We start from the raw sequence: 24,458 nt of genomic DNA on the forward strand, positions 1-24,458 counted from the left end.
GGACAGGGATGCCGGTCAGGTGCGCCCCGGCCCGCACACGGCGGCGCCGCCACCCCGTGACCGGGGCGACGGCACCGTGCACGGCGGGGCGCCGCTTACAGGCCGAGGCCGCGGTCGCGTTTGACGGCCGCGACGCCGGGATGGGTGAACCACGACCCGTCGGTCTTCGCCGGACGGCCTTTCCCGGCCGCAGCCGGGGCCGTGCGCCCGCCACTCGCCGCATCGGATGCCCCGAGCGCTCTGGTCGACCGGGACGCCCCGGCCCCGGTGGCACCTCCCGCTCCTGCCACAGGCCCGCCGACCGCTCCCGCCACGCTCACAGCGCCGCCGACGTTCGGGCCGATGGGCCCAGCCATGCGGGATTCGGGGTCAAGGCGGTCTTCGGGCGGGATCGGGTGGCGGCGGTAGAGGCCGACGTGCCCCATGTCGGGGTTGTAGGTCAGCGTGTACTCGCCGCCGACAGCCTCCTGGTCCAACGGCCCGGCGGGGAGGGTGTCGTAGACATAGCCGTTTTCCATCGCCGCATCGGTGGTCTCGGTGCCGTAGTCGAAGCCGGACAAGTGTTCGATCGCCGCGTCCGGGCCGTGTCGGTCGATCATCGACAGCACCGCATCGGCTTCCTCGCCCTGGAGGAACACGATGTTCACCCACCGTGAGACCGCCTCGGACCCCCGCTCCAGGCTCGCGGCGGCTGACGGCGCGGGCGGCCCGGGTGCGGGGTGCCAGGCGATCCGCCCAGCGGCCTGCATGGCGAGGTTCAGCCGTTCCTCCACCGCATCGAGTCCGGTGGCCGCGTCGAAGAGCTGCCCGGCGGCCTGGTGGGCGTCCCGGATGCCCGCGGCCTGGTCGCCGTGGTCATCGAAGGCGCGGCCCTCGTGCCGGTTGTGCTGCTGCGCGATCTGTGCGAGGGACTGCTGCAAGGAACGCACCCCGGACAGCAGGTTCCCCATCACTGTGTAGGCGTCCTCGGGATGGGCGATGTCACGGCTGGCGTGCGCCAGACCGCGCAACGCCTGCGACGCCTCCTCAGCGTCGGCGACGGGATCATAGAATGTAGGCACGGTTCCTCCCTCAGCTTCTGGTCACTGAGAGGTGCGCACCGAGCATCCGACCAACACCGAGGAGAGCGACCGCGTGGCCGATGAGAACAGCGATCCGCTGGTGAGCAAGCATCTCCAGACTCTGCGGCTGTTCAAGCGTCGTGCGGACGAACTGTTCTCATGCGGACTTGCTCAGCGCGATGACGCACTCAAGCTCGGGCAACAGCTCCATATGAACCTCGTGCTCGATAAGACCACCGGCGAAACCTCTGTGCGAGATTTGCGCCAGGTGATCCCTCCCAGAGAGCAAGTCGCCTACGCTCTCACGTTGATACGCCCCCTGACGCTGTCCAAGAAGGGCGACAGGTTGGCGTGGAGAACCGTCATGACGGCCCTCGACTTCTTCTGCCCTCCGGCAGACGCCGTCAACAAGGAGCGGATAGGTGAGCTGCGTGAGGGGTGGAGCAAGTACCCGGTTCGTCGGATGCGGATCATGCAAGCGCCCATTGATCCGGATGCACCGGGGCCGCGCATCGATGCGTGGGATAACGAGATCGCGCGAAAGTTCCTCTACGGCGATCTGGTGCACGGAGACGACAACGCAGAACTCCTGGAAGCCCTTGGAGACGATCAGGTGGTCTTTTCTGCCGGAGCGATGGCGTCGGACGGCTTCATCTTGATGAACAACACTTACGAGGTCATGCATTGCCTCCGGCCCGATATTGCCCCCGAACACGCTCACTTCTCGCGAACGACGGTGACTCAGCAGAACGGCTGAACGCCGTCACACCTGGCGGGCCAGCGGCAGAGCGGCGGCGGTGAACGCGGCGGCCTGCTGGCCGACCAGGCGGCGGGTTTCGCAGGAGGCTTGGATGGCGGCTTGCTCGATCGCCGAGACCGCCGCATCCAGTTCCTCGACCGTGGGCGCGGAGACCGCGATCAGGCCGGTGACGCGCAGCACCCCGTGCCCGGCGGTCAGATCGGCCTCCTGCTGGAGCACGTCCTCGTATTCGGCCGTCTGCGCAGCGTCCTCGATCTGCCCGATCTTGCGGCGTTGGGCGGCGTCCGAGATGTGTTCGACCTTCTTCTTGCGGATGTCGCGGGTGGCCTGGTCGGTGCGCATCGGCGTGTAGATCAGCGACAGTGCCCGCCCGATCCCGGAGGAGAGCACGATCGGGGCGAGGAACCCCGGATACACCATCGACCGCGGCCACTCGCTGATCCACAGCACCGCGTGGTACGCCGAGTCGGTGTGCAGCCTGGTCCAGGTCTCGGTGACCGCGACCGGCCCCGCCGTGGCGAGGGACTGGCCCAGCTCCCCGTGCCGCTCCAGCGTCGCGGCCACGGCAGGGTCGTAGGCAGAACGCAGGATTACCGCGACCTGGCCGGGGGTGAGCCACCCGGCCGGGGTCAGGTCGGCCGAGCGCAGCGCCGCGGTGAGGGTGGACATCTCTTGGCGGAGCACGGCGGCGGCCCCGCGTAGTCCGCCGCCGGCGGTCCTGATCTGCCGGGCGGCGGCCTGCATGTCCAGCGACAGGGACAGGGTGGTGGCGTGGCGTTCCCCGGCGGGACCGGCCCGCTCGATCAGCTCTTGGTAGGTCGTCGCGGCCCAGGAGCCGTCGCGGGTGCCGTGCGCTGCCCACCATTCCGCCAGCCCGGTGCCCGAATCCGGCAGCGTGCGCTCCAGCACCTGCAAGGTCGCGATCCGCCCGGACCGGCACACGGTCGCCAGCACCCTGCCCCAGGCGGTGACGCGGCGGTGCTGTTCGGCCGGGTCGAGCAGCACGAACGCGGGATGCCGCACTTCGCAGACGACGGTGAGGGTGTGCTGGTGCGGGTCGTGAATCATCCCGGCCCCGGTCTCCGGGTCGACGTGCTCGCGCAACCGCGCCTGGTCGCCGGGCAGGGCGAGCGTGCCCGCCGGTCGCGGGGCGACGATCCGGCGCCGGTAGGCGAGCTGCCCGCCGGTGCTGCGCCACAGCCACCAGCCGGCCGCGGGTATCCATTCCACGACCGGGCGGCCGGCGACCGGCATCCAGGTCAGCACGACCGACAGCACCCACACCGGGGCGGTAGCGGCGATGAGGATGCCGCCGCCGGCGTAGAACGCGCCCACCAGCGTCAGCACTCCGATCCCGAGGGTCACCAGCTGCGACGCGGACAGGCCCAGCAGCACGCCCCGGCGGGTGAGGCGGCTGAACTTCACCGGCACCAGCTCCGCCCCCGACCCGGCCTGGGCGCTGGTGTCCTCCGTGCTGTGTTTCGTGGCCATCGCGGTTCACTCCTTCCTGCTCGGCGGGCGGCCGTCGCTGTCGGGCGGCTTCAGCCCGTCGGGGGCGTTCGGCGGCGGGGTCTGATGTGGCGGCACCCGCGAGTCCGTGCCGGCGCCGGTGTCGTAGGTGTTCTGGTTCGCGCCATCGGCGGCGGCCTCGGCCTGTCCGCCGATCTGCGCGCCGGCCTCGGGGCCGGCGGTCGCGGCCTTCTTCGCGACCTGCGCGCCGATCACCACCGCCGCGGCCGGCCCGGCAGCCGCTCCCGCACCGGCAGCGGAACCACCCGCACCACCGGCACCCGCGCCTGCTCCGGCGCCTGCTCCGGCGCCGCCTCCGGGTGGGGGCGGCGGAGTTCCGCCCCCACCACCGCCGGGCGGGGGTGGGGGCGGGTTCCCCCCGCCGCCACCGCCTCCGGGTGGAGGCGGATCATCCCCACCGCCACCACCGCGGCCGCCTCCGTCGTCGAGGATCTTCTTCGGGCCGTCGCCGGAGGGCGTGGCCGGGACGGGGACGGGCCGGTTCATGGCGTTCTTGGCCTCTTGTTCGGCGCCCATGGTGTTGTAGAGGTCGAAGCCGAGGAAGGAGATCACGCGATAGACCATGTACGGCGCGAACGCGGCGATTGCGAGCATGACGATGCCGGTGATCGGTTCGGTGATCGCCGTCAGATCGGCCTCGATGGGGGTGGCCATCTGGGTGATCGCGATCAGGAGCACGACCACCAGCACCAGCTTGCTGATGATCAGGGCGATCACGAACGCCGCCCATTTCCCGATCCACGACCGGCTCGCATCCCACGCCGCCCCGGCGAACGCGAGCGGGGCGAGGACGATCGCGATCAGCAGCAGCGCTTTGCGGATCAACAGGGAGAACCACACGATCGCGGTGGCGGCGACCATGAGCCCGGCGAGGAAGATCGTCACGATCGCCCCGACGCCCGGTGCGGAGATGTTGATCGCGGTGAGGCCGGCGGCGAGCAGGATGATCTTGTCGCCCATCGTGCCGGTCGTCTCCCCGGCGGCCTGGATGATCCCGATGGTCAGCTGGTCGGTGATCTCCAATGCCAGCGCGGCCAGGGTGATGACCACGAAACTGCCGAGCACTGCTTTGCCGGCGCCGAGGGCGGCGCGGGACAGGGCGGTCGGGTCGCGGCGGATGAGGCCGAGGATGAGCTGGAAGCAGAAGAAGACCAGGACGATAAAGATGCCGATGCCGAACAGCAGGTTGTAGACGGACACGTACCCGTCCTGGGTGACGTCGACCATCGTGGTGGTGTCGAACACCGCCCACATCGCTTCCAGCAGCCAGCCCGCGGCGCCGCCGACGGCCTGGGCGAACCAGTCGAACGGGGCCGAGATCAGCGATGCGGCCGCCTCACCGGCCGAGTCGCACACGTTGGAGATGACGGGGATATCGCACAGCGCCATCACGAACCTCCCTTACAGGACAGGGGTGTGAGAGGAGGGCGGGTGCTCACACCGCTTGGCCCACGTCCCAGAAGAAGTTGATGAGCGTCACCGACGCGCCGCAGATCACGGCCGCGCCGCAGGAGATGAGGACGCCGATCTTTCCCCGGCCCGCCAGGTGCGGGTTCGAGGAGTTGGAGCCGAAACCCCACACGATCGCCGAGACGATCAGCGCGAGCACGGACAGGATGAGGCCGACGGTCATCACGGCGCCGACGATGTCGCGCAGCTGGTCGATGCCCGGCAGGCCCGAGCTGTTGGGGTCGATGTCGATCACGGCAGAACTCCTCTGGACGAAGACGGAAAAATGGTTCTGCCACCAGGTGCACCCCGGCCCGCCAGCACGAGAAAGCGCCCACCGCCGGGGACGAGTCCGCTGAGGGTGGGCGCAGCGTGCGTGGTGTGCGGGTTAGAGCTGTTCGCCGACCGAGACGAGCCAGTTGATCCAGGCGATGCCGCTGCCGGCGAGGATCGCCGCGCCGAGCGCTACGAGCACACCGGCACGTCCCTTGGAGGCGACCTGGTAGTTCCCGGTCGACGCACCGATCGCCCAGGCGATGCCGGAGACGATAAGCATGAGCACGGCGATGACGAGCACGAACATCAGCAGCGCCCCGATGACCTCTTCCATCTCGCCGATCCCGGCCAGCCCGTCGAAATCGGGGAACACGTCCATCACGCACCCCCGCCCGAATCGGCGATGGTCACATGCAGGTGGTCGCGGTGCCCACCGGTGATGGAGTCGGCATCGTGCATGCCGCCGCCGTCGTAATCGCGCCAGCCCTCACTGTCGCGGGCCAGGGACCAGATCTTCTGATCCCAGATCAGGTACTCCACCCCGAGGGTCTCGGCGTGGGTCTGCAGCCAGTTCGTGACCTCCCAGCCGAGCTCGTGCTGCGCCGGGGTGGGCAGCTGCCCGATCGCGTTCCCGAAAGCGATGTCGCACGCCCGTCCGAGCGGATGCTCGGAGACGCTGCCGGGGCGGGGCGAGTAGCAAGCCCAGGTGGCCTCGGGGAACGCCCCCGAGGTCTGCTGATACAGGTGCAGAGTGCGGCGGGTGATCTGCCCGCCGGTGGTCGGACCGTCCACCAGCTCGTCGGGGTGGTCGCCGGTGAACGGCTCCGGCTCCCCGCCCGGCCCGCTGCCGGTGGTGGGGTCGCAGTCGCCTCCGGGCGGGCCGGTCTCGGCTTCGGGCAGGTCGGCGGCGTCGTGGCCGTTGAGCCAGGCGGCGGGGTCGGTGTGCTCGCCGGCGGTGCCGCCGTCGTAGACCTCCAGGTGCAGGTGGGGGCCGGTGGACATCCCGCTGCTGCCGACATCGGCGATGTGCTGTCCCGCGGTCACGGTGTCGCCGGCGGACACGTGGATGCCGTCGGCCCAGGAATGGAAGTACCCGGTCGCCACCGCCTCGCCGTCGATGCTGTGCTCGATGACGACCGTCCCGCCCCACTGGTCGCTGTACTCCGCGACGGTGACCGTGCCGTCCGCGGCGGCGAGGATCGGGGTGCCGTCGGCGGCAGAGAAATCGCTGCCGGTATGGAAGGACTGCTCCCCGGTGATCGGATGGATGCGCGGCCCGAACGGGCTGGTCGGCGTCCAGGTGCCTTCCGGCAGGGGGAACACCACCCGCGACGACTCCGTCACCCCGGCCACGGCGGGCACCGCCTCAGAGTCATCGCCAGCGGCGGGGCCGGTATCGGTGCCGAGCAGGGCGTCGAGGACCGTCACGGCCACAGGGCTGTAGTTCTCGTACCGGTCCGGGTACGCGCTCACTTCGACGGCTTGGGCGGCCTCGCCCTTGCCCATGTCTTCCCAGCCGGGAATGTCCAACAGGCCCCGCGGCGAGCCGGCGTTGGGGCCGTCGGGGCCGCCGAAGAACGCCTCGGCCTGATAGGTGGGGTCCATCAGCTCTTCGACCGTGCCCCAGCCGGCCTGCGGGCGCATCTGGAACAGCCCCAACGAGTCGTGGTCGCTGCCGGTGCCGTCGTTGGGATACTCCGTCGACTCCGGGTAGGCGCTCGGGTTGGCGAGCTGGCGCAGCGTGGATTCGGTCAGGGCCGCCATGATCGCGATCTGCAGCCCGTCCCGATTCACCCCGTCGATGCCGGAGCCGGTCTCGATGATCGTGGCCGCATGCGTCAGCTGGGTCTTGTTGAGCGTGAACTCCTCACCGTCGCGGGTGCGCACGGTCAGCTCGTCGGGCACCTCCCCGACGGTGAAGCCGCCGCCGTCGATGGTGCAGGTCGAGGTGAGGGCGGGATTCATCAGCAGCCCGATCCCGACCATCGACAACAACGGTGCCGCCAGCACCAGCGCCAGCAGCACGATCGCGAGCTTCTTCACCACAACAGCCCTCCTTCGTCCGGGTCAGCGCAGGGGGTTGTCGAGCTCGGACAGCCGCAGCAGATGACAGGTGTCGTAGGCGGGCTCGCAGATCACGAACACGGTGAACGCCACCTCGTGCTCGGACGCGACCGGTTTCTCGTTCCACACCCCGGCGCGGTAGCGGACGCCCTCGATCGTGATCGCTGTCGTGCCCTCGGTGATCTGCCCGGGCTGGGCCTGCGCTTGCGCGGTCGCCCACGCCTCGGGCACGAACGCATCGGTGATTTCCAGGTGCTGGGTGGTGGCGTACTGGCGCAGATCGACCCACGCCTCGCGGACGGGCAGGTAGGCGGCGAGGTCATTGGCGAGGCCGGCCTGCTCGGTGCCGGTGGGGTCGGCGACCTCCATCACCACCGCCGTGTAGTCCAGCGGCATGAACCCGGCGCCGGTATCCCATGCGAACACCGCCGTCGCGACATTCCGGGCGAACGTCTCCGGGTCACTGCTGCGCTCCACCGGGACGATCCGGCCCGGAGTCTGCGTGCCGTCTTCGGGTGCGGCGGTCGCCGCGGGCCCGTCGGCCTCGGAGTTGTCGGGCGGTGGGCCGGTGCGCGGGCCTTGGATGAGTCCGTAGACGCCGATCCCGGCCAGGAGCAGAACGGACAGGCCTGCGGCGATCAGTACGATCACGCGCTTGCGGGGCGGAGTGTCAGCAGCAGAAGTCTTCATGCCGTCCAGGTGCACGGCCTCCACCCCGTACCGGGCGCTGTCGGGCGGCGAGGCTAGAGGGCGCGCAGGTGCCGGCGCGGCACCGCGCCCTCGTCGGCGGCTCCCTGCTGCATGGGCTCCTCGCCGACGGCATCGTCGCCGGCCTCGCGGGTTTCGGTGGGGTCGATGGTGAGCAGGGGGCGCAGGCGGTCGGCGAAGGCGACCGTGCCGTCGACCACGGTCAGGAACACGCGCGCTTGGTCGTCGGTGAGTTCGGCGGCGAGCTCGTCCGGGTCGTAGTGGGTCCACCAGTCGGCCAGCGACGTCCAGGTCTGCACGAACGCCGCCACCGGCCACCGGCCCGGCGCCCGCACCGTCTCGGTGGCGGGCGTCTTGCGTTTCGTACCGCGACCCGGGCCGGTGACGCGGGCGACGGCTTCTGCGGCCAGGGCGTGCAGCTCGGACTGGCGTGCCTGCTCGACCTCGGCGGCCACGGCGCGGATGCGTTGGTAGGCCGGGTCGACCGGCCCGCCCGCCTCGATCCGGGCCAGCTCGGTCGCGGCCAGTTCACGCAACGCCTCCGGGGCGTCGGGGTCATCGGCGACGTACTGGACGTGGCCGATCTTCTCCATCGTCTTGTAGGACGTGCCGCCGGGGATCATCGCGGCTGCCTGCTCGCGGGCCTTCCCGACCGGCCCCGACGGTGGTGGAAAATTTCCACCACCGTCGCTATTCGGCTGATGGTCGGCGCTGAACCGGGAGGCCACCTGCCGGCGTTCGGCGTCTTCGGCCATGAGCTGCTTCAGCTCCCGATACAAGGCGGCGGCTTCGAGCTGGGTGAGCGGCTTGCGGTGCACGTTCTCGTCCTGCTCGGCCAGCAGAAGCCCCAGCCGGTCGGAGATGCCGCTGCGCACCCAGACGCTGACGGTGCGCCAGCCGAGCTGCCGGATCGCGGCCAGACGCCGCCTGCCGCACACCAGCACCCCGTCGATGGCGACGGTGATCGGCTGCAACAGGCCGTGCTCGCGGATCGACGCGGCCAGCGCGTCGATGTCGCCCAGGTCGGTGCGGTGGCGCGTGCCGACCTGGATCGAGTCGACCGTGCGTTCCAGCTCGATCCCCATCACCACTCACCCCCTCTTCCCGGCCTGTCGGTTCTCTGTGTGCGGTCTCAGTTATCGGCGGCGCTGGGTCGGGACGGCCAGGCACAGGGTGAGCACGAGATCGTCATCGCGCAGCAGCACCGGCAGCGTCTCGCCGATCAGCAGCCGCAGCAGCACGCCTCGCCCGGCCGGGGTCGCCGCCAGCGCCGGGTGCGGGGTACCCAGCAGCGCCTTGAGCAGCACCGTCCAGGACCGGCCCGGGAGGTCCAGCAGCGCCCGGGCGTGCTGGTCGCGGCGCAACGTCTCATACGCGGTGTGCCGTGCCCCGGCCTTGGCCAGCGCCCCGCAGATGTGCTCCACCGACGCCCGCGCCGTCGCCGGTTCCCAGCCGAGCATCGTCACCAGCGCGATCGCGTCCTCCATCGCCGACGACGCCGACATTCCCGCCCGCACCCCTCCGCCGCCGTCGCCGTTGTCAGCGCTGCCGCCGGCGGGATCGGTGTCGGGTTCGGGGTCGGTGACCTGGAACGCCGGGTGGTACGCCCACAGCGGCGTCTCCCGGTCGGAGATGCGCTCGGCGTCGTGGAACGCCGAGATGTGCGGGCGGCGGGCCTGGTGGGTCGAGCAGAGCAGGCCCTGGGCGCGTTCCTCAGCAATGCATGTGATCCGCACCGCGTGCGTGACCACGCCCCACGGGTCATGCGCCTCCCTGGCCGACCGGGTGCGCATCACATCGAACGCCGCGCTGGCGGCCTCCCACGGGTCCAGCCCGTGTTTACGCGCCAACGCGCCGTACTTCTCCGCGCAGAACCGCATCAGCTCCGCGGCGACCGGATCGTCGACCCAGGCTCGCTCCCCGGCCGCGTGCAGTCGCCGCAGCAGAGCGCGCAGCCCGGCACCGGACACGTACTCCGGGCCGGCAGTATTCGTAGTGTTCGTCGTCATGGTCTCGGCACCTCCTGGCAAGCAGGTGCACGCACCCGCCCCGGCATCCGGTGCATCGGTGATCGTGGTCATGGCCGGTCACCTCAGCTCATCCCGACCGGGCCACGCCCAGCGCCCTCGTGGCCTGTGCTGCGGCCGAACGCCGAGACCGGCGGCAGCTCCCGCATCCGCTGGCCCAGCTGCTTGGCCCCGCGGGCCAGCGGGTCATGGGCCTTGTGCGCCAGGTTCGCCTCGAAGTCGATCGCCAGGCGCGAGGCAACCCCGCTGCCACGGGCCAGCAGGTCCGAGGAACGCACCCAGTCCACGCCGCGCGCCTTCCGCAACGACGGATCGGGATCGGCGCCCTCCGCGTCCGGGGTGGTCGTGCGGTCGACATCGGCGGCGGCGATCGCATCCGGCGCCATCGCCCGTTCAACAAGCTCGGGGCGTGTCGCCTGCGGCGTCTCACGCCGGGCCGCGTGCTCGTGGTCATGCTCGTGGGGGTTCATGATCCTTCTCCTTGTCTTCCTTCATCGGGGTTTCTGACTCACTGCTGCCGGTGGGACGCGGAAACCAGCGGCTCACGGTCGAGGCGTGCACTCCGAGCTCGCGGGCGATCTGCTTGTTCGACCAGCCCGCCTCCCGCAGCGCCGCGGCTCGCGCACGCCGATCCGGGACCGAACCGGCCGCCCTCGAGACGGGTGCGGGGCGTGCATCCTGTGCAGGTGCGGGGCGGGTGCTGACTTCATCCGAGGTATCCGGTTCCGGTGAGATCTCGTGCGCCGGCTCCGGTTCGGGGCCGGTCGGCACCGCGGGGATCAGAGCGGTGGCAGGCCTGGGCGGCCGGGCTGTCGGCGTCTCGGGCTCAGCGTCGACCGCTGGCGCAGAACGCTCCGGCAGCGCCAGCCGCTGAGCGTCGCCGGTCTGCTCGCGCGGCTCGGCGCTCAGCACAGCGGCTTCCTGCACCGGGGGCTGCTCGGCGGGTGGGGCCGGGCGGGTGAGGACGACGGTCAGGTGGGTGCTGGCCAGCAGCACCAGCGGCGGGACGGCCGCGACCGTCGCCGCGAGCACCCCCGGTACGGACGCCTCGGCGGTCACCAGTGCGTGGGCGGCGTTCGCGGTCACCGACATGCCCGCGCCGGCGATCAGCAGCGTCCACGGGTACCAGGCCGCCCGATGCCCATCCAGGGCGACGACGGCGACGGTAGCGACCACGATCAGCCCGTCCACCAGCAGTGGCCATATCCACGCCTGCCTGGCGACGATGCCCGAGCGCACCGCCAGATCGGCCAACGCGACAAAGCTGAGCCAGAACGCGCCGCCGCCGATCAGCACCGTGCCCGACGCCGCGGCGACCACCGCCCACCGACGCCCCACCCGCGTGCTCATGCCAGCCCCCTGGCCGGCGCCGCCCGCACGACGGGACGCGAGGCCTCGAACCGCGACCCGGCACCCGTGGTCGCGGGTGGTGCGGTGCCGACGGCGCGGTAGGCGGAGCGGACGGTCGTAGTGATCTCTCGCTCGCCCAGCCCAGCGTGCGCGGCGGCGGCCTGCAGCACGTCGAGAGCGTCATCTCGGGGCAGGCCGTTCTCGGCGAGCTTGCACGCAGCCCAGAACAAACCGGCGTTGCGCTCGCCCTCCGGCCGGCGCGCCACCCACGCCGCCAACCGGCCCGCCATCGCCTCCGGCGCCGCCGTCGGCCCCGTCCGGCGCGGGCGGGTCGGCGGCTTCGGATCGAGGAACTCTCGCAGCCGGCCTGCCTCCAGCGCCCGGCTGTCGGTCGGGGCGAAGGACGCGGGCCGGTAGAGCACGTGCTGGCCGTCGATGCGGCGACGCGAGGGCGGGACGATGATGTAGCCGCGATCGCCGCGGAAGTCGATCCCCGCTTTCCCAGCCTGCCACGACGACTGCTCCACGCCTTCGGCGGCTGGGTAGTAGACGTGCAGGCCGCCGGTCGGTGAGCGCACCAGCGTCTCCCATCCCTCCACCAGCCCGGCCCGGCGCGCGCGGGCGAAGGAGTCGTAACCATTGACGTCGTGCACATCGACGTCCACGACGACCACGCCGGAGGCGGCGCCGGTGGGCATCCCGATGTTCGCCGACGGGAACCGCGCCCACCACGCCTCCACCTGCGCCACATCCGTGGTCGCATCATGAAACCCCCGGCCAGTGATCGGCTGCTTCCCGCCCGGCGCGCACGGGAACACCGGCACCCGAGCGCGGGCGAACAGCACCGCCGCCTCCGGCAGCGGCCAGGAGGCATCCATCTGCCGCAGCGCGGCGGTGAACCGGCTCCGGCCGCTCATCACAGCCCCCGCCCCTCGATCCCGCGCCGCCCACGGTCAGGCTCCGGTGCCGCCCGTCGTGCCGGCGACGGCTCGGCAGCGCGGGCCGGGGCATCCTGCGCCGGGCTCTGCCGGGTCGTAGCGTCGCGGCTCAGGCCCGGCGGGGTGCCATCGGGCACCTGGGTCGTGTCGAGCTGATCGAGGATGCCGGCGGCGGTCTTGCGTACCCGCTCCCCGGTGGCCTGCACCACCTCGACCAGCTCCTTGCCGTCGACGTTCGCGGCCCATCCGGCGACGTACGGGATCGTGTACTCGGTGGTGTCCATTCCGTGGGCAGCACCGATCATCAACGCCACGGACTCGGCCTCGACCTCAGCGATCCCGCGATGCTGACGGGCATCCTCGGAATCCGGGTCGTGCATCAGCACATGGGCGAGCTCGTGCGCGAGGGTCTTCACCTGCGCGGCGGGGTCCATGTTCTCCCGCACCGCGACCGTCTTCGCCTCGAAGTCGGTCCTGCCGTTCGCGCCGTCGATCATGCCCTCGTGCGGCACTCGCATCAGCGTCAGCCCCGCCGCCTCGACCTGCCCGGCCAGCCCCTCCCACAACCCCTCCGGCGCCTCACCCACGAGCAGCACCGGTGACGGCGTCTCAGGGATCGGATTGCCCGTGGTCTGCGAGACATCCCACACGTAGGCCGGTTTCGCCCCGACCATCCGCGAGCGCACCACCTCGCCCGGCTTCGGCTTCTCACCCCGGCCCAGCCGGTACCAGGAGGCCGGGTCCGCGGGGTTCGCCGACGCGAACCGGCCCGTGACGGGGGCGAGGATCTGGTAGCCGGGCTGGCCTTTCTCCACCTGCCGGCCGAGCTGCTGCCACTGCCGGTACCCGGCAACGTAGGTCGGGAACGGCTCTGGCACCCGGCCGGCCTCAAAGTTCGCCGCGTGCTGTGCCCACAGCAGGGCCACATTGTTGAAGCTCCGCGACCGGAACTTCGCGGCGAACCGGAGCATCTCGGCCCAGTCCTCACCCGTAACGAGCTGTTCGACCGCACTGGTCAGTCGCTCGTGGAGCTCGTCGAGCTTCGCTTCCCGCTTCTGGCGGGCCTCCTCTTGCCTCGTCGCCATCGTTCGGCCTCCTCCCGGTAGACCCAGCCACCCGGGGTGTGGGTGGCGGGCCTGCTACCTGCGAGGTGAGCCAGGTGTCTCCGGTGAGTTCGAGACGGTCAGCGAACAAACGAATCGGTAAGTTGGCCGCCAGGAACACGAAAGGCACCTGACGTAGGACATACCGGCCTATCAGCGAACTCCCGGCCACGGACGCCACGGCCGGCGATGGTGGCCTTTACGCGGGCAATGAAGGCTCAAAGGCGGGCAACCGGCCACCGGCAGAGCATCCGGCCCGATACCGGCTCGGCGTGATCCCGACGTACTCGCCGAACGCCTCCGTGGCCCGGTTACGCGAGCGCCACCCGACCCGCCGTGCCGCCTGCGCGATCGTCAGATCGGTCTCCCGCAGCAGGCGCGCCATCTCCTCGACCCGCAGCATCTTCAGATACGCCAACGGCGTTCAGGATCGCGGGCGCAGGGGCGGGGCGTCCGGTGATGTGTTCCCATCGGGCGATCGCGGCGGCGTATCGCCCCAGCGACGAAGATGCTCTCCACGAGCGCGAACAGCGTCTCCGATTCGCCTCCTCTGTCCGGTGAGCCAGCCGGGCCGTGCAAGGCCAGGTCGATGACCTGATGGCTCAGCACGATCGTTCCCCGACGCCCGCCCGCACCTGATCCAGCGTCTCGCCACCGCGCGAGGAGTCCGAGGCCAGAGGCGTCCGGAACAGGGTCTTGGCGATAGGCGGTGTTGAAGATGCGGAACCGGTGATGCGGTGCACCGGCCAGTGACGCCGGTAGGCCGATCCAGCGCGCATCCATCCCGAGGTCGGCCAAATCGCCCAGTACCGCTCCGAGCGCGCGAAGAGGTCGAGCTGCGTCGTCTCCCAGCATCCACGGTTCGGATTCCAGGTCGCGAATGGCGCTCGCGGGGCCGGGGGTTGCGTCGTCGGGGTTGCGGTCGTCATGGCGTTGACCTTTCGTCTCGGGACGGGTGGCGGTTGCAGACAGCAACCCGCCGGCGTTCTCGATCACCACGAGCCGGGGTTGCAACACTTCGATCGCGGTCGCCATGTACGACCAGAGTCCCGAGCGGGTACCCGGTGCGAGGCCGGCGCCTTTGCCGACGGTCGAGATGTCCTGGCACGGGAAGCCGCCGCAGAGGACGTCTACCGGCGGCACTGTGGCCCAGTCGATTGTGGAGATGTCGCCGAGGTTCGGGGCATCCGGCCAGTGGTGGGCGAAGACGCCCGCGACGGCGGTGTTGAGCTCAGAGAACCAGACCGTCTGCCCGCCGGTAGCGTGCTCGACGGCCAGATCAAGACCACCGTATCCGGAGAACAGCGAACCAATCCGAGGGTGGGCCGGCGACGCGGCGGTGTCGTGCATGAGGGCTCCGGCAGGTCAGAAGAGACCCCGGCGCCAGACCCCGAAGGAGCCCGGCACCAGGTCGAACACCTGCCAGGTGCACGACCCTCACAAACAGCCGATCCGCTGCCTGACGAGATCACCGCGAGCAGGCCGCCGCCGACGAATCTCGATCTGAGACTCCGCGACCCCGCCCTCCCGATACCGCTCGACCCGACCCGCCTTCTGAGCAGTATCACTGCAGTTACGACGGGAGAGGAAGCCGCCCGGGTTCATCAGCGGACATTGACTGTGGTCATCCTCAGCCAGATCCTCGGCGGCGCCGGTCTTGCCGCGGGTATTTCGGTGGGTGCGCTGCTGGCCCAGGACATGCTCGGCTCCGACGCCCTCTCCGGAGTGCCGACGGGCCTGTTCACCCTCGGGTCCGCGCTGGCCGCGTTCCTGGTGGGCCGATCCACGCAGCGGTTTGGCCGACGAGTGGGCCTGGCCTACGGCTTCATCGCCGGCGGGCTCGGGGCCGCTGGCGTCGTCGCGGCCGCGGTTCTCGACAATGTGCCGCTGCTGTTCCTCGCCCTGTTCATCTACGGCTCGGGCACCGCCACCAACCTCCAGGCCCGCTACGCCGGCACCGACCTCGCTCCCGCGAACAAGCGCGGCTTCGGCACCAGCATGGCCATGGTCGCGACCACCATCGGTGCCGTCGCTGGCCCGAACCTGATCGATCCCATGGGTGCCTTCGCTGACTCGGTGGGTGTGCCGACATTGGCCGGGCCGTTCATCCTCGCTGCCGTCGCCTATGGCGCCGCGGGCCTCGTGCTGTTCATGCTCCTGCGCCCGGACCCGTATCTATTAGCTCGACGCATCGCCACGGAGACTGCGGCGAAGGAACCCAACGGCTCGGCAAACAGGGCGGTGCCGAAGGTCGGAATCGGCGCATACGTGGGTGCCACGGTGATGGTCCTGACCCAGATCGTGATGATCGCCATCATGACGATGACCCCGATCCACATGCGCGCCCATCACCACGAGATGGCCGCCGTCGGCCTGGTCATCGGCATGCACATCGGCGCGATGTGGCTGCCGTCCCTGTTCACCGGCATCCTGGTGGACAAGCTCGGCCGCACCCCCATGGTCATCGCGTCCGGGGTGACGCTGCTGCTCGCCGGGGTGCTCGCCGCGACCGCGCCGGGCGACTCGCTCGGCCTGCTGATCCTCGCGCTCGTACTGCTCGGCCTCGGCTGGAACTTCGGTCTCGTATCCGGCACCGCGCTCGTGGTGGACGCCACCGTGCCGCAGAACCGGCCGCGCACGCAGGGCACCATCGACGTGCTCATCGCCCTGGCCGGCGCCGGAGGCGGAGCAATGTCCGGAATGGTCATGTCCGCGACCAGCTACCAGGCACTCTCTCTCGGCGGTGGCATCCTCGCCCTCCTGCTCATACCGGTGCTGCTGTGGGCCCGTGCCCGCCGCGCTGTTACCGCATGACCACCCACGCCCTACGAACGGATGATCCCAAGGTGCGCTCAACGTCTTGATCGCGCGGGCTGGAGCGGGGTGGTGGAGCGATGTCCGGGAGGTCGTCACCCTCTCCGTTTTTCACGGGCTTGCTCTCGGCGGGGGCGTACTCGCTCCGCCACTGCCCCGCATCCGACCCAGTCACGCCACGGCCGCCTCCCGGCAGCTGCCCGGCGGCCGGGCCACCTAATCGCGTTCCCGAATACCACCTAATGACGTTCCCAAGAAGAGGTTCTGCTTCACCATGCTTGATGTCATCATCATCGGCTCTGGTCCCGCCGGGTTCACTGCCGCCATCTACGCCGCGCGCGCGAATCTGCGGCCACTGATCATCGCCAGTTCCGTCGAGGTCGGCGGCGAACTGATGAACACCACCGAGGTCGAGAACTTCCCGGGCTTCCCCGAGGCGATCATGGGTCCCGATCTGATGGCGAAGATGCAGCAACAGGCCGAGCGCTTCGGCGCCGAAGTCGTCTACGACGACGCGGCCGAGCTCGACCTCCACGGGGCAGTCAAGCGCGTTACGCTCGGGTCAGGACGAGTCGAGGAGACACGCTCGTTGATCTTCGCGACCGGTTCGGCCTACCGGAAGCTGAACATCCCACGCGAGGATGAGCTGTCCGGGCACGGCCTCTCGTGGTGCGCGACGTGCGACGGATTCTTCTTCCGAGAAAAGGAGATCGCGGTCGTCGGCGGCGGCGACTCCGCGATGGAGGAGGCTACATTCCTCACCAAGTTCGCGTCGAAGGTGTATTTGATTCACCGCCGTGACGAGTTTCGCGCCTCGAAGATCATGCAGAGGCGCGCCTTCGACAACGCCAAGATCGAGGTCATCTGGAACAGCGAGGTCGCCGAGCTGAAGGGCCAGGGCCAGCTGAGCGGCGTCGTCCTGCGTGACCTCGTCACGCGTGATACGCGCGAACTTGCGCTCGACGGGCTGTTCATCGCCATCGGCAACGACCCCCGGACACACCTCATCCACGGGAAGCTCGACCTGACCTCTCAGGGCACGATCGCGGTCGATGGACGATCCTCTCGCACCTCGGTCCCGGGCATCTTCGCCGCGGGCGATGTCATCGACCCCACATACCGCCAGGCCGTGACAGCCGCCGCCAGCGGTACCGTCGCCGCGCTCGATGCCGAGCACTACCTCGCCACTCTCGACGATGTCTTCCCAACGCTCGTCGACGCCGCCACGACCGCATCACCTGAGGAGAAACCATGACAACGCGGACGACCACCTCCGCCACCTTCGAAACGGACGTACTACAGGCCGACGGCCCTGTGCTCGTTGATTTCTGGGCCGAATGGTGCGGTCCATGCCGCATGGTGGCCCCCGTCCTCGACGCTATCCAATCTGCTCACGCCGACAAGATCCGCATCTTCAAGCTCAACGTCGACGAGAACCCTGACCTTGCAACGAAATACCAGATCACTTCGATCCCGGCGATGAAGGTCTTCGTCGGCGGTGAACCCGTCAAGACGATCGTGGGCGCCAAGCCTCGCCACGCTCTTGAGGCCGACCTCGCCGAGTGGATCGCCTGACCGGACCCACGCGTCCTCGGAATACCGGATCATGACGAGCGAGTCACGGTCACAGCGGACGCTACGGAGCAGTAAAGAAGGCTGTAGTGAGGGGCCGATCCGTCACGCCGCCTGACCGTTTTCGACTGGTAGGCCGCTCAGGTGCCATTCGAGCATGCCGTCCTGGAGCCGGCGAGCGGGCACTCCTTGATCGTGGAGAAGATTGACGGCCTCGTAAGCCAGGACGCAGTATGCGCCGCGACAGTAGGCGACGACTTCCTGGTCCTCGGGAAGATCACCGAGCCGTTCCGCGAGCTCGTCGAGCGGGAGTGAGCGCGCGCCGGGTACGTGGGCGAACTCGTACTCTTCCCGGGGGCGGACATCGATCACCGTCACCCGGCCGTCGGCGGCCTTGGCCAGTAGTTCCTCACGGCTGGTCTCGGCGGTCTGATCGACCGGAGCCGTCGGGTCGAGGCCGAGGTAGTCGTCGCGGGCGCGGCGAACGTCGGCGACTCGGTCCGTCGCGACGGCGCGTAACTGCTCGTAGAGGCGGATGACGTCGAGGCCGGCCACGTTGTAGTAGATCTTCGTCCCCTCGCGGCGGGTGGTGACAAGACCTGCCTGCCTGAGCACCTGCAGATGCGCGGACGCCGTGGTCAGGCCGAGGTCGGCTGCTGCGGCAAGCTTCTCGACACTGCGTTCGCCCTGGACGAGCAGGTCGAGCAGCTCCAGTCGTTTTCCGTTGCCAACGGCCTTGCCGACGCGTGCGATCTGATCGAACAGCTCGGTCTTCTTCTGACGATCCCCCATCACATCCTCCAAAATTTTGTGGAACACTGGATGTGAGCCTATTCCAGGTTCTTGTGGAACATCAGCGTACTCGCTTGGCGGCGAGTACGGGGACAGGAGTGAATACCGTGGGACAGTTCGATCTCATCCCGGTCGTCGACGAAGGTCTGGGTAACTCGACGTATCTGCTGGATGTCGGGGGCGGTCGCGCCCTGGTGATGGACCCGGAGCGCGACTTGCGGCAGGTGCGTGCCGAGGCGCAGCGGCGCGGGCTGCGCATCGCCTGGGCGATCGAGACACACATGCACGCCGACTTCATCTCGGGAGTGCGTGAGCTCGCCGCAGTGGAGGGAGCCGGTGTGCTGGCACCCGAGGTGGGCCCGCGTGGTTTCGAAGTGCACGGTCTCAGCGACGGCGATACCGTGCCGGTCGGCTCGTTCGCGTTGCAGGCGCTGCACACCCCAGGGCATTCTCCGGAGCACCTGTCGTATTTGCTGTGGGATGGGGACCGAATCGCCGGAGTGTTCACCGGAGGTTCGTTGATGGTCGGCACGGCCGGGCGTACGGACTTGGTGAGCCCAGATCAGACGGTGCCGTTGGCGCGGGCACAGTTTCACTCGTTGCAGCGGCTGATGGAGTTGCCCGACGAGACGCCGGTGTGGCCGACACACGGAGCGGGCTCGTTCTGCTCGGCGTCCTCGGGTGATCAGCGGGTGAGCACCATCGGCCGCGAGCGTGCGACGAACCCGCTGCTGCAGGTCGCTGGGGAGGAGGAGTTCGTTGACGCGTTAGTGGGCTCGATGGGGACGTTCCCGGATTACTTCCTGCGGCTGGGTGAGGTCAACGAGGCCGGGCCGGTCATCTTGGGCGAGACACCAGCGCTGACGGCCTTGGGCGCGGAAGAGGTGCGCACGGCGATCGCGGAGGGCGCGCAGGTCGTTGACGTGCGTGCAGCGGCCGATTACGCCGCCGGTCATGTGCCGGGTTCGCTGTCGATCACGCTGCGATCGGTGTTCTCCACGTGGCTCGGGTGGCTGGCAGATCCCACCCGCCCGGTCATCGTCGTGCGCAACCACGACCAGCGTGTCGAGGACATTGTCTGGGGTGCGGCCAACGTCGGTTTCGACGCTCTTGCCGGCGAGCTCGCCGGCGGTCTGCCGGCCTGGCAGGCCGCCGGACAACCGGCCGCGACCGGACGGATGGCTCGCGGTGACGAGCTCGTCGCCGACGATACTGTGCTGGATGTGCGTCAGGCGCCGGAGTTCGCCGCCGCGCACGTGCCGGGAGCGGTCAACATCGAACTCGGGGCGTTGACCGAGAGACTCGAGGAGGTCCCTGGCGGGCCGGTGCTGGTCATGTGCGGGCATGGCGAGCGTGCCATGGGGGCGGCCAGCATCCTCGAACGCGCAGGACGCACCGACGTCCGCGTCCTGGACGGCGGCCCCGAGGACTGGGTCGCCGCGACAGGCCGCCAACTGCAGGTCCCGTGATGCCGGAGAAGATGCCGCTCAGGCTCGGGCTGCGGGCCAACGCCGCACAGTTCACGCTGCTGGTCGCGATCAACGCTCTCGTGGGCGGCATGGTGGGCCAGCAGCAGACTGTGCTGCCCCTGCTGGCCGAGGATGTCTTCGGGCTGAGCGGGTACACGTTCATCTTCACCTACGTGGCTGCGTTCGGAATCACCAAAGCAATCGCGAACTACTTTGCGGGCACCTTCTCTGACCGGTACGGACGTAAGCCCGTCCTGATGGTCGGCTGGCTCTTCGCCATCCCGGTGCCGCTAATGCTGATCTGGGCGCCGGACTGGGGCTGGGTTGTGGCCGCGAACGTGCTCCTGGGCATCAACCAGGGACTGACCTGGTCAACGACCGTCGTGATGAAGATCGACCTCGTCGGCCCCAACCAGCGCGGCCTGGCGATGGGCCTTAACGAGGCCGCCGGCTACGGCGCCGTGGCCATCACCTCGCTGGCAGCCGGATACCTCGCCGAGCAGTACGGGCTACGCCCGGCGCCGTTCCTGCTCGGCCTGTCCTACACCGCACTGGCACTACTGCTCTCGGGCGTCTTCGTCCGGGAGACCCGCGGCCACGCCCTCCTCGACGCAGGCCAACATGTGGCGCGCTCCGACGGGCTGCACGACCACCTCCATGCAGACCTGACGAACCGGGAAATCCTCGCCCAGACCACTTTCAAGGAACCGGCACTGTCGTCGGCGAGCCAGGCCGGCCTGGTCAATAACCTCAACTTCGGACTGTCCTGGGGACTCTTCCCGCTCCTGTTCGCCACGGCGGATCTTCCCGTGGACCAGATCGGGCTCCTGTTCGCCATCTACCCGGCCGTATGGGGAGCCGGGCAGCTCTTCACCGGTGGCCTGTCGGATCGAATCGGACGAAAACATCTCATCACCGGCGGTATGTTCGTTCAGGCCGTCGCGCTCGCGCTCATCGCCCTCGGCGACAGCTTCGCAATGTGGGCGGCCGGCACCGCGATCCTCGGCGCGGGAACAGCCATGGTGTACCCCACCCTCCTGGCTGTCATCGGTGACGTCGCCCACCCCGCGTGGCGCGGCCGCGCCGTCGGTGTGTACCGAGTCTGGCGGGACCTCGGCTATGCCGTCGGGGCGATCGCCGGCGGCATCGTCGCTGACCTGATGGGACTGAACGCTGCGGTGTGGGCTGCTGCCGCCGTCAGCGTTGTCTCAGCCACCGGTGTTGCGGTGCGGATGTACGAAACTCATCCCCGTGTCCCTACACCACCACGGTGAGAGGCTGAAAACGCATGCACACCCCGCCAGCCCTTCCCGGCCCCATTACGGCTTTCGATGACCGAGCCGACGACTACGACCGCTGGTTCGACGAGCACCCGGACGTCTTCCAGGCCGAGCTGGGCGCCATCTCCGCCCTCCTCGACCCCGCCCGCCCCGCCGCGTCCGCGCCAGACAGGCTGGAGATCGGGGTCGGGACAGGACGCTTCGCTGCCGCCCTAGGTATCGGCTCCGGCGTAGAGCCCGCACCCCGCATGGCCGCCCTCGCCCGCCAACGCGGCATCCACGTCACGGACGCTGTCGCCGAGGCACTGCCCTTCCCCGACGACCGGTTCGCACTCACCGCGTTCATCACCTCCCTGTGCTTCGTCACCGACCCCCCTCGCGCCCTGGCCGAAGCCAGCCGGGTCACCCGGCCGGGCGGGTCGGTATTGATCGCCTATCTCAACCTGGCCAGTGCTGCCGGAGCACACTTGGCCGCCACGCAGCACGAGGACCCCTACTTCGCCCACGCCCGGCTCCGCACCACCACAGAACTGCGCGCCCTGCTCGCCGATGCCGACCTCGCCGCCGACGGCGCCCAACAGGTCATCGCCGAAGCCGGTCAGCCGCCCCGAGTATCTTCCGGCGCCGACCAGGGCTTGTTCTGCGTCCTTCGCGCCCGGGTCGCCTCAACTACGAAACCGCCTCGTTGACCCAGTCCGCCGCGACATCCTCTCGCATCTGACCGCCGCACTCAGCAGTCCTCAGCGCGACTGGTTCGTTCATCGGGAGCGCGGAGGCCATTACGGAGTTTGACACCGCGGTGGCTGAGGTGCCGCAGATCGTCGAGGGCCAGCGCCTCTTCGGTGAGCCCGACTACCTCCTTCGGGTAGTGAGCCGCGACCTCGCCGCCTACAAGCTCCTGTACGACTCCGTCCTGTCCAAGCTGCCGGGGCTCCGGGTCCCCAACTCGACCGTCGTGATGAAGGAGACCCTTCCCCGGCGTCCACTGCCCGTCCCGCCGCACAAGGCGGCGACCCCGCGCCGGGGCAGCTAGTGACCTGTCTTTGACAGAGTCTTGTTGGTTGGCCTTCGTAATAACGCGCACGGTGGCCTTCGTCCCAATCGATGGCGGGCGCGGTACGCCCAGGTCTTCTGGGACGCCGGCGGTCAGGCCTGCGGCGATCGTCGTGCCTCTGGTCCATCGCGGCGCGCGACCTTGCCGAGCCACCGAGGCTCGACTTCGGGGCTCTGTTCGCGACCGTCCAGCCAACGTCTGCGCCGATCTGCGTGCGCACCACGTCCCGAGCCGCATGATGGATCTCCACGACACGCTCCCAGATCTCAGTATCGAGCGCCGACAGGAGTAGGCGGGCGCGGGCGGTCGTCGGCTCGGCCACCCGGGCGCTCCCTCGGCGGCGTACCAGCGTGGTCATCATGCGCGAGCATATTCAGCTCGTTGCTCGTTACTCGTCGCGATCCAACACGATCCCACCGCTATGCCGCATGGCGACACCTAGCCCGGTGATTGTCCCTCCACGTCATGACTCGGTGAGTCTCGGCGCGGTCTGATCATGACTCTTGGTTCGCGAGGTCACCGTGTGACGTGCCAGGGACGCGCGGGATCAGTTGCCATCGGCGTGCCGCTGGTGCGTACCGCGTAGGTGGGGGTTCCCGGGCCGTCGATAGGGCCGAGGTAGGTGTGTCCGGTCATGCGGCACCACGCGGGTAGGTCGATCGGTGCGACAGGGTCGGTCGTGGTCAGGTGGATGACGGTGCCTGGTGGGACCTGGGCGGCTTGGTTGCGCAGAAGGATTAGCAGGCGGGCGCAGCTGAGATCGCTGCCGTCGAGGTGGTCGATGCGCGGTCCTTGGGTGGCGCTCATGCTGCGTCTTCGGTGGTGACGGGGAGCTGTGCGGTGTCCCGTTCTGCCAGGCTATCGGCGAGTCGTCGCGCACCGTCTTGTCCGTCTCGGTGTGCGATCGTCCGGTTGGTTGCTCGGCGACGAAACTCATCCATCGGCATGGTGCTCCGATCACTTCCCATCGATGGGGACAACAGACGCCGGTTCCGTTCCACTGGCTGCGGTAGGTCGTCGGTCACGGGCCTGGTTCTTCCCCCATGTCACGGCCTGGATGTCAGTCGGTTGGTTGCGAGGGGGCTGGTTGGTGGGGCGCCTGGGGTAAGTCTCGTACATCCGCACAGCGACGGTGGTGCCGGAGATGAGTGGTGGCGCCCCTGCGGCCGAGGCGGCTGCGGACATGCCCAGAGCTAGAACGGCGTCTGGAAGGAGTTCACTGGGCCGCGGGGGGCTGTGGCAGTGGGCAGCTTTGTTCGCGGCGTATGCGGAGCACGAGCGCGATGAGCAGCAACGCTATTGACCCGGTGGCGAGGAAGGGCTGGATGGGTTCGAACATCTGTAGGGCGCCGGTGTAGCCGAGCGCGAGGAGCACTAGCTTGTTGCATACCGGGCAGCCCACGGCGAAGAAGGCTGTGATCGCGCCGATCGTGCCGAGGGAGCCGCTGCGAGTGCGGGCTTGGCCGTCTTTGCGGGCGACGTAGGTTGCAGCGACCAATCCAGCGAGCAAGCTGGTGACGACCAAGACCGGCCACGCCCAGGGCGTGGGAGGGATCTCACGGGTGAACCAGGGGGTGGAAATGAGCGCGGTGGGGATCGCGACCACGATGATGGTGGCCGCTGCGGTGAGCACGGCGAACCACCAGCGCCGCGGGGGCCAGGTGCGCAGTTCGCTGAAGGTGCTGCGGCGGGTGGAGCGGTCGGTTGTCTGGGTCATCTGTCACATCCCCGGGCGTGTAGGGCGGGTCAGAGGTGTTCGGGCAGGTCGGGGTCGTGGCGGAGGGTGACGGGGTGTTCGGCGCCGTGGTCGAGGGTGTGTCCGATCGTGCAGAGTCTGTCGATGGCTCGTTCGGCTCGCTCGGTGAGCACGGTGATCTTTTCCTCGTCGAGTGCGCTCATGTTGGTGCGGATGGTCGCGGCGATCAGGTCGTAGCGCTGGCCGTCGTCGGTCTTTCGCGGGGTGACGTCGACGATCGCGGCGAAGTCCTCGCCGAGGCGGCCGGCGAGGGTGTGGTCGGTGGAGAGGAGACCGCAGGCGGCCAGCGCGAGGGCGAGTAGCTCCCCGGGAGCGAGCGCGTCGTCGGCGTCGGTGCCGCCGATGCAGACTTCTCCGCCGCGGGCGTTGCGTCCGATGTAGGTCTTGGGTCCGGTGCGTTCGATGTGCAGGGGCGTGGGCGGGGTGTTCATGGGGGGGCCGTCTCCGTTCTGATT

At 69.3% G+C, this 24,458-nt stretch carries 27 protein-coding genes; 8 read left to right on the forward strand and 19 right to left on the reverse strand.

What is annotated here, in order from left to right:
* Window positions 1-95 precede the first annotated feature (95 nt).
* Window positions 96-1,061 (reverse strand): hypothetical protein, encoded by a 966-nt coding sequence (locus tag F8A92_RS01215; protein WP_034721645.1) that lies wholly within the window; start codon window positions 1,059-1,061, stop codon window positions 96-98.
* Window positions 1,062-1,092: 31 nt separating this feature from the next.
* Between F8A92_RS01215 and F8A92_RS01220 the strand changes: the two genes are divergently transcribed.
* Window positions 1,093-1,818 (forward strand): hypothetical protein, encoded by a 726-nt coding sequence (locus F8A92_RS01220; protein ID WP_034721646.1) that lies wholly within the window; start codon window positions 1,093-1,095, stop codon window positions 1,816-1,818.
* A 6-nt stretch (window positions 1,819-1,824) separates the two neighbouring features.
* Here F8A92_RS01220 and F8A92_RS01225 read toward each other — a convergent pair whose 3' ends face one another.
* The 14 genes from F8A92_RS01225 to F8A92_RS01290 form a co-directional block, all read right to left on the reverse strand.
* On the reverse strand, window positions 1,825-3,312 hold the full coding sequence (locus F8A92_RS01225; RefSeq protein ID WP_153502765.1) for an SCO6880 family protein: 1,488 nt from the start codon (window positions 3,310-3,312) through the stop codon (window positions 1,825-1,827).
* Between the two features lie 6 nt (window positions 3,313-3,318).
* A complete protein-coding gene (locus F8A92_RS18515; protein WP_194291313.1) occupies window positions 3,319-4,740 on the reverse strand; it encodes a conjugal transfer protein TrbL in 1,422 nt (473 codons plus the stop codon).
* A 46-nt stretch (window positions 4,741-4,786) separates the two neighbouring features.
* A complete protein-coding gene (locus F8A92_RS01235) occupies window positions 4,787-5,056 on the reverse strand; it encodes a DUF6112 family protein (protein WP_114306125.1) in 270 nt (89 codons plus the stop codon).
* Window positions 5,057-5,188: 132 nt separating this feature from the next.
* Window positions 5,189-5,455, reverse strand: coding sequence for a DUF6112 family protein (locus F8A92_RS01240; protein ID WP_034717495.1), 267 nt, complete (start codon window positions 5,453-5,455; stop codon window positions 5,189-5,191).
* Window positions 5,455-7,122, reverse strand: a complete 1,668-nt coding sequence (locus F8A92_RS01245) for a M23 family metallopeptidase (protein ID WP_034717497.1) — start codon at window positions 7,120-7,122, stop codon at window positions 5,455-5,457. Before F8A92_RS01245 ends, F8A92_RS01240 begins: the two co-directional genes overlap by 1 nt.
* Window positions 7,123-7,143: 21 nt before the next feature.
* Entirely contained in the window at window positions 7,144-7,830 is a 687-nt protein-coding gene (locus F8A92_RS01250) for a hypothetical protein (RefSeq protein ID WP_034717509.1), read from the reverse strand.
* Window positions 7,831-7,883: 53 nt separating this feature from the next.
* On the reverse strand, window positions 7,884-8,933 hold the full coding sequence (locus F8A92_RS01255; protein WP_034717499.1) for a ParB N-terminal domain-containing protein: 1,050 nt from the start codon (window positions 8,931-8,933) through the stop codon (window positions 7,884-7,886).
* A 51-nt stretch (window positions 8,934-8,984) separates the two neighbouring features.
* Window positions 8,985-9,857: a hypothetical protein gene (locus F8A92_RS01260; protein ID WP_034717510.1), complete on the reverse strand. Its 873-nt coding sequence runs from the start codon at window positions 9,855-9,857 to the stop codon at window positions 8,985-8,987.
* Between the two features lie 83 nt (window positions 9,858-9,940).
* Complete coding sequence (locus tag F8A92_RS01265) at window positions 9,941-10,345, reverse strand: hypothetical protein (RefSeq protein WP_153502766.1); 405 nt, start codon at window positions 10,343-10,345, stop codon at window positions 9,941-9,943.
* Window positions 10,326-11,195 (reverse strand): DUF2637 domain-containing protein, encoded by an 870-nt coding sequence (locus F8A92_RS01270; protein WP_153502767.1) that lies wholly within the window; start codon window positions 11,193-11,195, stop codon window positions 10,326-10,328. The genes F8A92_RS01265 and F8A92_RS01270 overlap by 20 nt, the downstream gene beginning before the upstream one ends.
* Window positions 11,196-11,221: 26 nt before the next feature.
* Complete coding sequence (locus F8A92_RS01275; protein WP_034717501.1) at window positions 11,222-12,142, reverse strand: bifunctional DNA primase/polymerase; 921 nt, start codon at window positions 12,140-12,142, stop codon at window positions 11,222-11,224.
* Window positions 12,142-13,248 carry an ArdC-like ssDNA-binding domain-containing protein gene (locus tag F8A92_RS01280; protein ID WP_034717503.1) on the reverse strand — a complete coding sequence of 369 codons (1,107 nt, stop codon included), beginning with the start codon at window positions 13,246-13,248 and terminating at the stop codon, window positions 12,142-12,144. The genes F8A92_RS01275 and F8A92_RS01280 overlap by 1 nt, the downstream gene beginning before the upstream one ends.
* A 217-nt stretch (window positions 13,249-13,465) precedes the next feature.
* Window positions 13,466-13,684 (reverse strand): helix-turn-helix domain-containing protein, encoded by a 219-nt coding sequence (locus tag F8A92_RS01285; RefSeq protein WP_228389100.1) that lies wholly within the window; start codon window positions 13,682-13,684, stop codon window positions 13,466-13,468.
* A complete protein-coding gene (locus F8A92_RS01290; RefSeq protein WP_051518549.1) occupies window positions 13,672-14,616 on the reverse strand; it encodes a DNA cytosine methyltransferase in 945 nt (314 codons plus the stop codon). The genes F8A92_RS01285 and F8A92_RS01290 overlap by 13 nt, the downstream gene beginning before the upstream one ends.
* On the opposite strand from F8A92_RS01290, the gene F8A92_RS01295 reads away from it, so the two are divergent.
* The 3 genes from F8A92_RS01295 to trxA all read left to right on the forward strand — a co-directional run bounded on the left by F8A92_RS01295 (window position 14,530) and on the right by trxA (window position 17,655).
* The gene (locus tag F8A92_RS01295) at window positions 14,530-16,080 is read left to right on the forward strand and encodes an MFS transporter (RefSeq protein ID WP_228389101.1); all 1,551 of its coding nucleotides are present in this window, start codon (window positions 14,530-14,532) and stop codon (window positions 16,078-16,080) included. The genes F8A92_RS01290 and F8A92_RS01295 overlap by 87 nt on opposite strands.
* A gap of 274 nt (window positions 16,081-16,354) precedes the next feature.
* A complete protein-coding gene (gene trxB, locus F8A92_RS01300) occupies window positions 16,355-17,335 on the forward strand; it encodes a thioredoxin-disulfide reductase (RefSeq protein WP_153502768.1) in 981 nt (326 codons plus the stop codon).
* Complete coding sequence (trxA, locus tag F8A92_RS01305) at window positions 17,332-17,655, forward strand: thioredoxin (protein WP_034721136.1); 324 nt, start codon at window positions 17,332-17,334, stop codon at window positions 17,653-17,655. Before trxB ends, trxA begins: the two co-directional genes overlap by 4 nt.
* A 102-nt stretch (window positions 17,656-17,757) precedes the next feature.
* Here the strand turns inward: trxA and F8A92_RS01310 are convergent, their stop codons facing one another.
* Window positions 17,758-18,471, reverse strand: a complete 714-nt coding sequence (locus tag F8A92_RS01310; protein WP_228389102.1) for an ArsR/SmtB family transcription factor — start codon at window positions 18,469-18,471, stop codon at window positions 17,758-17,760.
* 80 nt (window positions 18,472-18,551) lie between these two features.
* Here F8A92_RS01310 and F8A92_RS01315 point away from each other — a divergent pair, with 80 nt between their 5' ends.
* The 4 genes from F8A92_RS01315 (at window position 18,552) to F8A92_RS01330 (ending at window position 22,226) form a co-directional block, all read left to right on the forward strand.
* Window positions 18,552-19,913 carry an MBL fold metallo-hydrolase gene (locus F8A92_RS01315; RefSeq protein ID WP_034721131.1) on the forward strand — a complete coding sequence of 454 codons (1,362 nt, stop codon included), beginning with the start codon at window positions 18,552-18,554 and terminating at the stop codon, window positions 19,911-19,913.
* Window positions 19,913-21,187, forward strand: a complete 1,275-nt coding sequence (locus F8A92_RS01320; protein ID WP_034721128.1) for an MFS transporter — start codon at window positions 19,913-19,915, stop codon at window positions 21,185-21,187. The genes F8A92_RS01315 and F8A92_RS01320 overlap by 1 nt, the downstream gene beginning before the upstream one ends.
* Before the next feature lie 14 nt (window positions 21,188-21,201).
* Window positions 21,202-21,882, forward strand: a complete 681-nt coding sequence (locus F8A92_RS01325) for a class I SAM-dependent methyltransferase (RefSeq protein ID WP_153502769.1) — start codon at window positions 21,202-21,204, stop codon at window positions 21,880-21,882.
* Window positions 21,883-21,971: 89 nt separating this feature from the next.
* On the forward strand, window positions 21,972-22,226 hold the full coding sequence (locus tag F8A92_RS01330) for an Lrp/AsnC ligand binding domain-containing protein (protein WP_228389106.1): 255 nt from the start codon (window positions 21,972-21,974) through the stop codon (window positions 22,224-22,226).
* Window positions 22,227-22,763: 537 nt separating this feature from the next.
* Here F8A92_RS01330 and F8A92_RS01335 read toward each other — a convergent pair.
* The 3 genes from F8A92_RS01335 to F8A92_RS01345 all read right to left on the reverse strand — a co-directional run bounded on the left by F8A92_RS01335 (window position 22,764) and on the right by F8A92_RS01345 (window position 24,434).
* Window positions 22,764-23,054 carry a sulfurtransferase TusA family protein gene (locus tag F8A92_RS01335; protein WP_081793366.1) on the reverse strand — a complete coding sequence of 97 codons (291 nt, stop codon included), beginning with the start codon at window positions 23,052-23,054 and terminating at the stop codon, window positions 22,764-22,766.
* Between the two features lie 409 nt (window positions 23,055-23,463).
* The gene (locus F8A92_RS01340; protein WP_051518187.1) at window positions 23,464-23,964 is read right to left on the reverse strand and encodes a hypothetical protein; all 501 of its coding nucleotides are present in this window, start codon (window positions 23,962-23,964) and stop codon (window positions 23,464-23,466) included.
* A 29-nt stretch (window positions 23,965-23,993) separates the two neighbouring features.
* Entirely contained in the window at window positions 23,994-24,434 is a 441-nt protein-coding gene (locus F8A92_RS01345; protein ID WP_034713934.1) for an OsmC family protein, read from the reverse strand.
* Window positions 24,435-24,458 lie beyond the last annotated feature (24 nt).

Source organism: Cumulibacter manganitolerans (genome assembly GCF_009602465.1).
In the GTDB taxonomy this organism is placed as follows: domain Bacteria; phylum Actinomycetota; class Actinomycetes; order Mycobacteriales; family Antricoccaceae; genus Cumulibacter; species Cumulibacter manganitolerans.